Here is a 12,981-nt window from a genome sequence, read left to right on the forward strand (position 1 = left end):
AATTCCTTTCTATTAATCACTTATTACTTCATATTATGAAATAATAACTTACTTGTATTCATAAAATCCCTAATTAGTTGTATATGAATATACTGTAAGTATTAAAAATTTAAGGAGAAAAATATGCTTAAATTAAAAAAACAAATCAAAATTAATCCTTCCACTTCTACTTCAACTGATGAGTATCTACCTGTAGAATTTAATATTCCATTTTATGAAAATTGTCCTAAACAATTATATTTTAGCAATAATAATAATTATAATTTGTCCTCTAATTCTAAAATCAAAACTAATGATATAATATCCGTAAATTTAATTTTTAAAAATGAAAGTAATAGTACTATTTATCCTTTAAAATTGAAATTTTCAAATGACAGCAATTTTAAATTCATACCAGGTTCTTTAGTCAATTCTAATACAAAAGAAGTGTATTCCTGTGACAATTTTAATGACAACTGTGTATGTTTATGTAAATTAGAACCAAATGAAAAGTTAGATGTTGTATTTTACATTAAAGCTATCTTCAAAAACTTAATTAATTCATCTATCAGTAATTATATAAATCTTTTATCTCCCCTATCATCAAATGAGCCTTTTATTGAGGAAGATAATATGCCTTTGATAATTACTGTTGACCAAGCTATTTTACAAATAAATACTGATTCTAATTGTGGAAAGATAGAAATAGAAAATACTGGTTGTGCACCTGTAAATAATATGATTTATAAATATTCAACACCTATAGGTTTTATTTCTGATATATCCTGTGTTACTGCTAAATTAAATAATAAACCTTTTAAAGTGTATGCAAAGAAAATAGATAATGATGTACTTTTTAATATAAGCAATATTCCAAAATGTGATAATAATATCCCATCAAAATTAATTATTTCTTTTAATTCTCAAAACTTTAAAAATATACATTCAAGTTCAATGACTATTATGTGAAAAAGTAAAATTTTGTTTTATATGTATTGTGTATCAATATTTAATAAATAATCATATTATATATTAATAATTATTCAAACAAAATTAATTATTAATTAAACTAACTTAATATATAGGGAGGATAAAAAATGCGTATTTCAACCGGTTCAATATTACAATTTGATGTTATATTTAATATCCCAGTAAATACAACATTTGACGAAATAACTATTACTGATCCATTAGCTGCAGGTTTATCTTATAATACAACTACAAAACCAGCTAAAATTTATATAAATGATAGTACTATAGCAACTACTGCTGGAGTCACTGATACTTCTACAGCAACTAGCATAGCATTAGCTCTTGACAACACAATAGTAGGAAATCTTACTGAAATAAAAAAAGTAAAAGCTTCAATACAAGTTACTGTAACAAATGCTGATACTTTCTTAGCTGCTATAGCAATAGACCCTACTTTAAAGAATATTGCAACTATAAAAGCATTTGATGTAAGTGATACTGAATTATCATCTACTACTGCTGAAGCAGCACTTAATACCTTTGAAAAATGTAATCTATTTGGATTTGGAAGTGCCTATACTGTAGAAAAAGCTCCTAACAAAGATTTATACCTTATGGCTAATATTCTTGGCATAGGTAGTATGGAAACTACTGAATTGGAATATGAAATAGTTGTAACTGCTGAAAGTCACCTTGTTCCTGGACCTGAAGCAAATATAAAGGTATATATTGGAGATGCAGCACAAACTCCAGTTACTCCAACTGTAGCTACAATTGTTGGTAATGTTATAACTATTAAATTTACTCAAAGCCAAAACATGAAGAATAACACAGTTTATATTGAAGTACCAGCAAAGACAGGTACTAACATCGCTGATGTAACTGATGATTTTGTTAATAGTGATGCAACTGCAAAACTTGTTTATACACCATCAGGTGGAACTGCTTCAACAGTATGTACTTCACCAGATTTCGTTATAACAACTAATTTAACTCCAGCAGCTCCTATTCTTAGTAGTGCTCAAAAAGTAATTGTATAATTGTATTAAAACAAAGAACCTCAGATTATTAAATATATTATTTTGTTATTAGCTTAAAACTATAATAGAATCTAAAATCTCAATTTAGTGCTATATAAGAAGTATTATTAAATATTACTCCTTATATAGCATTTTTTTATTCTTTCACTCCTGTAGTTTATTTAATAAATTTGTATTTATAGATTTTATTTTTATAGTGGTTATACTAATATTAATATATACGAGATATAAAAGGACGGTAAATATAATGAACTATATAGTATATGATTTAGAATTTAATCAACAACAGTCAAAGGACGCCAATGCTTCCAAACTTACTTTTGAAATAATCCAAATTGGAGCACTAAAACTTAATAATGACTTAGAAATAACTTCAACCTTTAATAGATTAGTTAAACCTACTGTTCATACAGAAATTCATCCTTATATAGAAAACTTAACTAAAATAACAACTGCAATGGTAAATTTACATAATTATTTTCCTGATGTATATAATGATTTCGTGAATTTTATTGGTTATGAAGAATTTACATTATGTATTTGGGGAACTTCTGACATTAAAGAACTTATGAAAAATATAAAATTTCATAAGTTAAGCTCAATGAATAACTTAAAAAAATATATCGATGTTCAAAAAATTGCTTCAAAATATATAAAAACTCCCAAGGGAACCAGAGTAGGATTAAGATCTGCTGTTGAATTTTTTAACATTCCTATTAAAGAAGATTTTCACGATGCGTTTAATGATGCTTATTATACTGCTGAAATATTAAAAAAACTTTATACTCCTGAAATAGAAGCTAGTACCTATAATAATATTAGTACAAAAAGAATTTCAAAACCTAAGCAAGACATTAATACTAAGGGATTATTTGCTCAATTTGAAAAAATGTATAATAAAAAAATGTCTGAAGAAGAAAAGTCAATAATAAAGCTTGCCTACAATATGGGCAGAACTAATCAATTCTTGAAATAATAAATATATTATCATGGTAAAATTTAACTTTCTACTATCAATATAACATTTTTAAATTCATAATTTATTAAAGGTACACATATTAAATACATGTACCTTTAATAAAATCCTATTAATAATTTAAATTTTATTCTTCTAACTGAGATGTACATTTAGGACAACGAGTGGCTTTTATGTCAATTTCACTACAACAAAAAGGACATTCTTTATTTGTAGGTTCTTTTACTTCTTCAACTTTATTTTTTATTCCTAAATCACTTAATTTGTTTACACCTTTAACAAGTAAAAATATTAAAAATGCCATAATTAAAAAATTTATGACTGCAGTTATAAAAGAGCCATATTTAATACTTACACTAAAAATTTCCAATGTTAAATCACTAAAATCCTTGTTGGCAAACATCCCTATTATTGGTGATATTATATCATTTGTTAATGATTTTACTATTCCTTGAAATGCACCACCTATTAATACACCAACTGCTAAGTCAATTACACTTCCTTTTAGTGCAAATTGTTTAAATTCACTCAAAAATTTCTTCATAAAGTTTTCTTTTTTCCTCCTTCGTTTTTCTAATGGCTATATATCTTGATATTTTATCACATAACGTGTCTAAAAAGGAAATAATAATTTTCCTGATGTGAAAAATAAAAAATAAATATATTAATCAAAAAATTCTTCTTAATCATATATTAATCTTATATTACTATATGATTAGGTGATTATTATTAAACTATATGCTGGATTCAATATAAAACACTTGAAATTTTTAGGCGCTGGAACTCAAGGTAAAGTATACAAAATTGACTCACATAAATGTATAAAAGTTTTTAAAAGAAAACAAGTTTGCCATGATGAAATAGAAACTTTGGCTATGGCTCAAATAGATTCTCATTTTCCAAGACTTTATTCATTTGGTGAAGATTATATTATACGTGAATATATAGATGGTATTGAGTTAGATAAATACTTATCAACACATTGCCTTACTGGAAATATTTCAAATAAGATTATTGAAATTTATGAAGCTATGAACTTGGTAGGATATTCCCGATTGGATGCAGCACTATTTCATATTTTTCTGACATCATCAAATGAAATAAGACTCATTGATACTGCTAGAGCTATGAAAAAGAAAACTATATACCCATATTTAATTATTAGAAGCTTACAAAAACTTGGTTATAAAAAACAATTTTTAGATTTTGTAAAAACTAATAGACCTAATATTTATACAAAATGGTTAAATTACTCTAAGTAAATTATCATTAAATTAATCAATTACTATTATAAGAGGAGAAAAAATGAGATTTATAATTTTTAGTGACTCAAAAGGCAAAAAAAATGGTATAAATGAAAAAGTATTAAAAGAAATAATGAACGAGACATGCAAATTAGATCCTGAGCCTGAATTTATTGTAATGTGTGGAGATACTGTAGCTGGAAGTTGTAAAGAGGAAGTACTAACCTTTCAATTAAATAGATTAAGAAACTTAATAGAAAAATATCATCCAGATAAACCATTGATACCTGTAGTAGGTAACCATGAAGTTAATATAGAGCCTATAGATGATAGATTTGAAAAAATCTTTAGTACTATTTATAGTGATTTAAAACCTAGTGAATTTCTTGATGAATATAATAAGACAGTTTATTATATAGATTTTGATGATACTAGAATTATAGTACTTAATGCTTTTCACTATGGATCAACCCATAAAATTGATAAAGTTCAACTTAACTGGTTTGAAAAAAAAGTCTCTGAATATAAGAAAAATAAGCTTGTTTTTGTACATTCACCAGCATTTCCTACAGGAGCTCATCTTGGTCACTGTCTTGATTTATATCCTGAATATAGAGATTATTTTTGGAAAATAATTGATAAATATGATATAGATATAGTTTTCTCCGGACATGAACATAATTATTCTAGAAGAATAATTAATAATTCATTTAATAACGGAAAATTTGCTTACGAAAGAGAGATCATTCAAGTAATTGCAGGTGGTGGTGGTGAAAAACTTCGTGATAAATATAAAAGTAAACAAGGAGTTATAGTACCCCCTATTGCTATATATCATTTTTTAGTCGTAGATATAGATTCAGATTATATAAAAGTATGTGCAATAAGCTCAAAAGGTAAAAAACTTGATGAATTTAAAATAGACAAGACTTTTTTTTAATTTTTAAGCCAATGCTTAGTATTATTAAGCATTGGCTTTTTAATTTATCACTGTATTTTAAAAAAGTGTTAATATTCTAGTATAAGGGCGAACTGGCATTAGAATTACTTAATTAACTTCCATTCACTACTTTTCTTTTGTAGTCTTACCATGTTAGTATAAATTCCATCATTATTTAATAATTCTTTTGGTGATCCCATTTCTGCTACATATCCATCACTTAAGACAACGATTTTATCAGCTCCTGCTACTGTCCTCATTCTATGAGCAATTACAAGAACTGTTTTATTCTTAACAAGTTCACTAATTGCTTCTTGGATTTTTGTCTCATTTTCTACATCAAGTGACGCTGTTGCCTCATCAAGGAGTACAACTGGAGCATCCTTTAATAATGCTCTTGCAATAGACAACCTTTGCCTTTCTCCTCCAGATAATGTACAACCATTTTCACCAATAATAGTCTTATATCCTTGTGGCATTTTAGATATGAATTCCTCACATCTTGCAGCCTTAGCTGCTTTAATAACCTCTTCATCTGTAGCATTTCTTTTACCTATACGAATATTTTCCATAACAGTATTATTAAATAAAACTACATCTTGAAATACTATAGAATAATTTTTAAGCAAATGTTCAGGATCAACCTGTGAAATATCAGTACCCCCTAAAGTAATTGTGCCTTTATCAATATCCCAAAATCTTGCTGCTAACTTAGCTGCAGTACTTTTACCTCCACCACTTGGACCTACTAATGCAGTAATTTCTCCTTGCTTTGCTATAAATGATACATTATTTAAGACTTGTTCATTATCATTGTAGGAAAATCCAACATTCTCAAAGCACATATCATATCCATTGTATGTGGCATTATCTATTCCTGTTTGAATCTTTTGACCCTCAATTTCTTGCATACGCTTTATTTGAAGTAATGTACTAAATATAGCTGCCAGATTAATAAGTGATGAAGAAAGAGGATCAAATATTCTAGAAGCAGCAATTAAAAACATAATAAAAGTAAGTAAATCTGTCTCTCCTTTTAATAAACTCATCCCTCCAACTAATACAACTGTTGCAATTCCAATCTTCAAAAGCATCTGTGCTGAAACAACAAACATTGCTGTATTAAGTTCTGCTTTAATTTGAATACTCTCAGATTTTTTTAGTTTTTTATCTAATTCTTTTAGATAACTATTACTTTTATTATTAGCTTTAAGTTCACGAATTGTTTCAATACATTCTTGAATATTATCATTATAATCAAGCTTTATTTGTTTATTTATATTATTTACTTTATCTTGTTGTGCCTTACCAATAACTACAATTATAAATGCTACTGGTATAACCCATAAAAGTGCTATTGATAATTTCCAGTCCATAACAAACAAACCAATCGACGCAATAATGACAGATAATACAGCACCTATTAATTCAGGAATATAGTGAGAAAAAGCTGTTTCAAGACCTGCACAATCTCCCATTATAGTTGTTGTTAAATCTGATAAATCTTTTTTACCAAAAAAAGATAAAGGTAATTTTCTTAATTGTTCCGCCAAAGATATTCTCTTATTAGCACTTTCTGTATATGAAGCAAAAAATGTTTTATTATATTGAAAATATTGGAATACAAATATAAGAATTAATACTACTATTGAAAGAACTATATATTTTCCTAAATTAAACGATGGATTTCCTCCATTTAATATAGGATCTATCATTTCCTTTAAAAGAATATATATAATTCCAATTGGAAACATTAAACTTATATTTGTTAAAGTACAAGCAATACTTGCTTTAATTAAATCCTTTGCCCCTTGTTCACTTAATGCAAATTTATATCTCAAATAATTAACCATTCAAAGCTCCCTCCTCTCTCTTATTTTCAACATAAGAGTTTTCTACTCTCCAAGTAATAGAACTTTGATAATCTTTCCACATTGAAGCATAAGTTTCACCATTTTTAATCAACTCACTATGAGTACCTTTCTCTATAGCTTCTCCATCTTTTAATACCATAATACAATCTGAATTTTGTATTGTTGATAACCTATGTGCAATCATAAGTACAGTTTTACCCTTTGTTAAATTTTCAAAAGCAAGTTGTATTTGATATTCATTCTCTGGATCTGCAAAGGCTGTTGCTTCATCAAGAAGTACAATTGGAGCATCTTTTAAAATTGCTCTTGCTAAAGCAATACGTTGAGCTTCTCCTCCTGATAAATATACTCCTTTAGTTCCAACAATTGTATCCATTCCATCTGGAAATTTTTCAAATATTTCTTCACATTGTGCCGCTTTTGCAGCCTTTAATACTTCTTCTCTTGTAGCATTAGGTCTTGATAATCTAATATTTTCAAAAAGGCTTTCTTTAAATAAATTTGTTTCTTGAAACACAAAAGATACCATATTCATTAAATCCTTTGTCTTAATATTTCTTACATCTGCACCACCAATTGTTATGCTTCCTGTATCCACATCCCAAAATCTTGGAATCAGACTTGCAACTGTTGTTTTACCGCCTCCTGATGGTCCAACAAATGCTACTGTTGATCCTTCCTTTATCTTAAATGATAAATTCTTAATTGCTGGTTTAGTTGCATCTTTGTAAGTAAAAGAAACATTATTAAATTCAATAGTTGAATTCTTTGGTTTTCTTGGATTTTTTGTTTCAGTTAATGTTTCTTCATTTAATATATTCCAAACACGTTTTACTGAATCTTTAGCCATGATAGTTCCTTCTCCCATGAACATTATACGATTGACCATAATTGTAATAATTGGAGTAAATATAATATAAAATATAAAATTTAATAAAAATGCTTTATAATCTACTGCACTTGCAATTAATAAGATACCAGCTGGAATTAAAAGTACAAAAATACCATTAATAGCCACAGTAAAATTACACATAGGAATTCTAAGTGATACAGTATAATTTACTGTCCATTTTGTATATCTCATAATTGCATCATGAAAATTCTTAAATGAAAATATACTTTGTCCAAATGTCTTAACTACAGGAATTCCTCTTATATATTCTACAGCTTCATTGTTCATATCCTCTAATGCATTCTGATATTCTTCTACAGCTGATTTCCTTTTATCTCCCATCATTCTACTTAAAAATACAAATGATATAATAATAGGAATTAAGCTAATTATACCTAATCTCCAATCAAACGCTAATAAAAGTACTAACATAGCAATTGGAGTTACAATTGAACCTACTAAATCTGGTAATTGATGTGCTAAAAATGTTTCTGTTTGCCCTGAACTTTCATCAATTATTCTACGAAGCTTACCGCTTCCATTCTCTGTAAAATATCCAAGTGGTAATTTTACTATATGATGAAGTGCCTGACTTCTCATATTTCTTGCCACACGAAAAGCTGATAAATGAGTACACATAAGAGCTATAAAATATATTAAAATTGCTCCAACTGAAAAAGCTACTGCCATCCAACCGTAATATGCAATATTTGACGCATTATTAATATTAGGCAATGCCATAAATATCTCATATACTACCTTCCATATATATAAATATGGCACAAGTGCTAATATTGCACTAATTCCTGACAGGATACATCCTAATATTGTTAAATATTTATAATTACCTGCAAATGAAAGTATACTAATTTTTTCATCATCTTTTTCTTTCATATTCACCTCTCCTTTTAATAATTTTCTAAATTTTAAACAAATACTGATATTGTTCTATAATTTAAATTTAATATTAAGACTTAAATTTTAAAGTAGTATTTATACTTTAAAATATCAATAATTTTTTAAAATCTAGATAAAAAATAAAATATGAATTAACCAGAGATTCCTCTAGCTAAGGCACATTAAAATAAATAACAAGTCAGTATGCTGGTATATTTGAGTTGTTATTTTCTTTAATGTGACTAATTCATATTTTACTAATCCATCTATTCTTTCTCTACTCCAAAAAAATTAAAATAATCCATTTGAATTAAAAATTGTTTCTATACTTAAGCGGTGTACTTCCCATGACTTTTTTAAATGCAGATGCAAACTTACTTGGGTTATCATAGCCAACACATAATGCAATTTCCATAATACTTTGATTTGTCTCTTTTATCATTTTTGCAGCTTTATATATTCTAAATTCCCTAATATATTCTGCTACTGTTTTACCTAAAATATCTTTAAATCCATTTTGCAAAAAAGTTGTGCTTACATTATAAATCTTTGACAATTCCTTTACTGTTATTTTTCTATTATAATATTCAAAAATTGAATTTCTAACATCCTTAATTAAATTAACTTGTTCTTTTGTATAATAATAAGATTTTTCTTGATCTTTTACATCTCTATATTTACTTAAAAACAAAAATACTTCTAAAACTTTTAATTTATAAAAATATAATTTATTAATTGATGGTGTATTGTATAAATCTTTAAAAATATTTACAATTTCAGGTTTCGATTTTTCAATAAAATACCAATTATTATTAAACATTAATCTTTTCATTTTTCCTAAATCAATGTTTAAATCATTATAATTGCATAAAAAAAATTTTTTTGCTATAGAATAGTCTATTAATATTGAGCAACCTTCATAATGCCCCATTGGAAATCCACCTGATTCATAGTTAGATCCAACAATATTATATGCTAAATCTCCTTCCTTTAAATATTCATATTTATTGCCATCAAATATACTTTCATATCTCCCTTTATGACAATAATTAATTTCTATTAGTTCACTCTTTAAGTTATGAGCTTCTTCACAGTGATAGGAATGAAAATCATTAAAAATTAAATCTATTCCTGGAAAAACATGATAACATGTCATAACTCCAAATCCATCTCTACATTTAATATTACATATAGTTTTTAAGTCTGTTTTTCTATATATCTTCATATCAGAATCAAAAAAATTATACTTTTCTATAATAGCTTGTATAATTATCACCTACTTCTATCTAAATTCCTATTATTACATATCCGTCTAGCTTTATTGGTAAATTGGATTTTTAGCATAATAAAGTTTTTATTTTATTGATAATAAATTTCATTATTTATTGATAATTTCAGTATATATCTATTGTAATAATCTGTCAATATAATAGATTTAGATTAATAATTACTATCTTATTCTTATTGATTTTGATGTTTTATTGATTTATTTAACTCATTTAATACTTCAATATTATCTATAAAGAATATAAAAAATGCCCAAAAATCTTTCTGGGCATTTTTCATTTCATTAGAACCTATACTTTATTTAACCATTCTCTATAACCTTCTTCTTCCACTTTATTCTTTGGAATAAATTTTAAAGAAGCAGAATTTATATAATATCTAAGTCCTCCAAGTTCTTTTGGTTCATCATTAAATACATGACCAATATGTGAATCGTTATTTTTACTTCTTACCTATATTAATTTTCTTAAAACACAAAAGGAAAGAAATATAAATTTATGTTCTTTTATTTTAAAACAAGTCTAATAATTCTATCATCAGTTATATCAGGATTTCCTCTTCCATCTCTATTGCTTGTTGTTAAATAAATTGATCCATCTTTTCTCTGAACAACTTCACGTAAACGTCCATACTCATTACTTAACCAAGATTCTACATTCTTTACTACCGTTCCTTTGCCATTAAGTGAGATTGCCAATAGTTGTTGTCCACGTAAATTAGCAACAAGTAATTTTCCTTGCCATGGTCCTTGATTTACAAATGCAATTCCAGAAGGTGCCCATGTGTTTTCTCCACTTTGTATTAATGGTTTTTGTGTCACAACTTCCTTAGACTCTTCATTTCCTTGAACGAGAGGCCACCCATAATTTGCACCTTTTTCTATTATATTGATCTCATCATGTGCTAATTGTCCATGTTCTGATTCATATAAAACATTCTCTGAATTCCATGCTAAACCTTGTGGATTTCGATGTTCTAAACTATAGACAGAAGAATTAAGAATTGGATTATCTTTAGGAATAGTGCCATCTAATTCTATTCTTAATATTTTTCCAGCTGTACTTTTATAATCTTGTGCCAATGCAGAATTTCCTGCATCTCCTGTCGTAATATATAATTTTTGATCCAGACCTATCTTTATCCTTCCTCCATTATGAATTCTTCCACCGGGGATTTTATCTAATAGAATCTTGTTGATGAATGCTCTATTATTATTTTCTAACAATCTAACAACACGATTATATATTTGATTACCTTCATTGTATGAATACATAACATACATATAATGATTTTGTGAATAATTGGGATCTAAAGCAATTCCCATTAGCCCCCCTTCACCTTGACTTATAAATGGTGAATCTAATGTTATTAATGGCTGCGAAGAAAGTTTACCATCTTTAATAATTCTAATTGCACCAGACCGCTCTGTAAAATATAGAGTACCTTCATCACTTATTGCTATAGCCCAAGGTACATGTAAATTTTCAGCAATAACTTCAATTTTATAAGGAAACTGCCTTGATGTAATTTCTCTTGTTTTTATTTTAGTTGTATTTCTTCCGTGAAATATAGTATTAGATAAAATATTATAAATTGTTTTTTTCATACTGCTATCCTCCAAATTTAAATAAATACACCTATCAAGTTTCATTGTGAAAAAAATACGGATTCCTTTCAAAAAATCTATTGTGTTTTATCCTTATTATTTATTTAATTACTATATTACTTATTTAAAAATGTAATGTTATTAATTTTATATATGAGGCTTGTTCTATTATCAACTTGTGTCTTTTTAAATATATTTTCCATATGTGTTTTTACAGTATGACAGCTTATAAATAATTTTTGTGAAATTTCTTTGTTGCTCAAACCTTTTGAAACAAGATTTATAACTTCCACTTCTCTATTAGTTAAATTATAATCTGAAATAATTTTATCAAAAGTTTTATCTTCATTTAATATTTCTTTAGTTATATAAATATACATAAGTGATTCCAATCCATTAAAAGCATCTGGCACTATAGATGAAACCACCTTAAAATTATAGTTCTTAATAGTACTATACATAAAAGATGAAGAGTTATCTTTTTTAAATTCACCCTCCATAAATAATTTATCTATTACATACTGAATTGGATTTAAGCATGTTCTATCATTTAATATATCTAAACAAAAATCTTCAGCAATATTATTGGAATATATTATAGAATATCTATTATTTAAAACAGCTAGTCCTATAGGTGCCTTTGATGTTATGTCTTTTAAAAATTCTTGTTCATACGATATTTTATTTAGTTTAATATAATTATTAAGAGCATTAGAAATAATACCACTAAGTTTTTCTAAAATCAAAATATCCTTAGATGTAAAATTTCCTAATTCCTTAGGTCTAAAAGCTCCTATTCCCCCTAGCAAACTCTCTCCTATCCTTAATGGAATTGCAATTTCATAATACAAATTATCTAAACACAAAAAATCCCTATAATATTCAGTATTCTCAAATTGCTTATATGGCATTATATCTGTTATTGATATAACATTTTTTTGAAATATTTCATTAGATTCTTTTACTAGATAAAAGATATCTGTACTGTAGTAATAGTTTATATATTTTTTAGTTAATATTGGATTTATGTTAGTAGCTATTGGATTTATAAGACTTCCATTTTTGTCTGCTAAAAAAAATGTTAGATAATTATATCCAAAAATATTTGAAAGATTCATTAATATTGTACTTCTAAAATTAATTTGTATATTTTGAACTTGAGTTGCAAATTCAAATATTTTTTCATAGTCTTTTTTATTAAGCTGAGACTTAATCATAAAACCACCATTCCCTTCATTTGGTTATAATGCCATGTATATTTAAAAGTTCCTTAT

General features: G+C 26.6%; 11 protein-coding genes and 1 pseudogene. 5 read left to right on the forward strand and 7 right to left on the reverse strand.

The features are described 5' to 3' along the window. The first annotated feature begins 123 nt into the window (after positions 1 to 123). From NG904_RS00105 to NG904_RS00115, 3 genes are all read left to right on the forward strand, one after another. On the forward strand, positions 124 to 948 hold the full coding sequence (locus tag NG904_RS00105) for a hypothetical protein (protein ID WP_252228961.1): 825 nt from the start codon (positions 124 to 126) through the stop codon (positions 946 to 948). A 128-nt stretch (positions 949 to 1,076) separates the two neighbouring features. After that, entirely contained in the window at positions 1,077 to 1,991 is a 915-nt protein-coding gene (locus NG904_RS00110) for a hypothetical protein (protein WP_252228963.1), read from the forward strand. Between the two features lie 247 nt (positions 1,992 to 2,238). After that, positions 2,239 to 2,967, forward strand: a complete 729-nt coding sequence (locus NG904_RS00115; protein WP_252228965.1) for a 3'-5' exonuclease — start codon at positions 2,239 to 2,241, stop codon at positions 2,965 to 2,967. Positions 2,968 to 3,094: 127 nt separating this feature from the next. Here the strand turns inward: NG904_RS00115 and mscL are convergent, their stop codons facing one another. Continuing rightward, complete coding sequence (gene mscL, locus NG904_RS00120; protein ID WP_252228967.1) at positions 3,095 to 3,511, reverse strand: large conductance mechanosensitive channel protein MscL; 417 nt, start codon at positions 3,509 to 3,511, stop codon at positions 3,095 to 3,097. Between the two features lie 175 nt (positions 3,512 to 3,686). Between mscL and NG904_RS00125 the strand changes: the two genes are divergently transcribed. Together NG904_RS00125 and NG904_RS00130 are read left to right on the forward strand one after the other, a co-directional pair. Beyond that, a complete protein-coding gene (locus NG904_RS00125; RefSeq protein WP_252212113.1) occupies positions 3,687 to 4,229 on the forward strand; it encodes a hypothetical protein in 543 nt (180 codons plus the stop codon). Positions 4,230 to 4,272: 43 nt separating this feature from the next. Next, entirely contained in the window at positions 4,273 to 5,151 is an 879-nt protein-coding gene (locus tag NG904_RS00130) for a metallophosphoesterase family protein (protein WP_252228969.1), read from the forward strand. Between the two features lie 104 nt (positions 5,152 to 5,255). On the opposite strand, the gene NG904_RS00135 is transcribed toward NG904_RS00130, so the two are convergent. From NG904_RS00135 to NG904_RS00160, 6 genes and pseudogenes are all read right to left on the reverse strand, one after another. Further along, positions 5,256 to 7,004 (reverse strand): ABC transporter ATP-binding protein, encoded by a 1,749-nt coding sequence (locus NG904_RS00135; protein ID WP_252228971.1) that lies wholly within the window; start codon positions 7,002 to 7,004, stop codon positions 5,256 to 5,258. Next, complete coding sequence (locus tag NG904_RS00140) at positions 6,997 to 8,811, reverse strand: ABC transporter ATP-binding protein (protein ID WP_252228973.1); 1,815 nt, start codon at positions 8,809 to 8,811, stop codon at positions 6,997 to 6,999. Before NG904_RS00140 ends, NG904_RS00135 begins: the two co-directional genes overlap by 8 nt. Positions 8,812 to 9,124: 313 nt before the next feature. Beyond that, entirely contained in the window at positions 9,125 to 10,090 is a 966-nt protein-coding gene (locus tag NG904_RS17415; RefSeq protein WP_252228975.1) for a helix-turn-helix domain-containing protein, read from the reverse strand. Between the two features lie 301 nt (positions 10,091 to 10,391). Then, a pseudogene (locus NG904_RS00150) lies at positions 10,392 to 10,553 on the reverse strand (peptide-methionine (R)-S-oxide reductase); the annotation flags it as partial. Positions 10,554 to 10,606: 53 nt separating this feature from the next. Next, positions 10,607 to 11,707, reverse strand: a complete 1,101-nt coding sequence (locus tag NG904_RS00155) for a PQQ-dependent sugar dehydrogenase (RefSeq protein WP_252228977.1) — start codon at positions 11,705 to 11,707, stop codon at positions 10,607 to 10,609. A 116-nt stretch (positions 11,708 to 11,823) separates the two neighbouring features. Next, positions 11,824 to 12,924: a response regulator transcription factor gene (locus tag NG904_RS00160; protein WP_252226979.1), complete on the reverse strand. Its 1,101-nt coding sequence runs from the start codon at positions 12,922 to 12,924 to the stop codon at positions 11,824 to 11,826. Positions 12,925 to 12,981 lie beyond the last annotated feature (57 nt).

This window comes from Clostridium sp. ZBS15 (assembly GCF_023845705.1).
Lineage (GTDB): Bacteria > Bacillota > Clostridia > Clostridiales > Clostridiaceae > Clostridium > Clostridium aquiflavi.

Excerpts from the sequence above, each read along its gene's own strand:
- NG904_RS00105 (WP_252228961.1), top strand. The coding sequence starts at position 124 with ATGCTTAAATTAAAAAAACAAATCAAAATTAATCCTTCCACTTCTACT.
- NG904_RS00110 (WP_252228963.1), top strand. The coding sequence starts at position 1,077 with ATGCGTATTTCAACCGGTTCAATATTACAATTTGATGTTATATTTAAT.
- NG904_RS00115 (WP_252228965.1), top strand. The coding sequence starts at position 2,239 with ATGAACTATATAGTATATGATTTAGAATTTAATCAACAACAGTCAAAG.
- mscL (WP_252228967.1), bottom strand. The coding sequence starts at position 3,511 with ATGAAGAAATTTTTGAGTGAATTTAAACAATTTGCACTAAAAGGAAGT.
- NG904_RS00130 (WP_252228969.1), top strand. The coding sequence starts at position 4,273 with ATGAGATTTATAATTTTTAGTGACTCAAAAGGCAAAAAAAATGGTATA.
- NG904_RS00135 (WP_252228971.1), bottom strand. The coding sequence starts at position 7,004 with ATGGTTAATTATTTGAGATATAAATTTGCATTAAGTGAACAAGGGGCA.
- NG904_RS00140 (WP_252228973.1), bottom strand. The coding sequence starts at position 8,811 with ATGAAAGAAAAAGATGATGAAAAAATTAGTATACTTTCATTTGCAGGT.
- NG904_RS00155 (WP_252228977.1), bottom strand. The coding sequence starts at position 11,707 with ATGAAAAAAACAATTTATAATATTTTATCTAATACTATATTTCACGGA.
- NG904_RS00160 (WP_252226979.1), bottom strand. The coding sequence starts at position 12,924 with ATGATTAAGTCTCAGCTTAATAAAAAAGACTATGAAAAAATATTTGAA.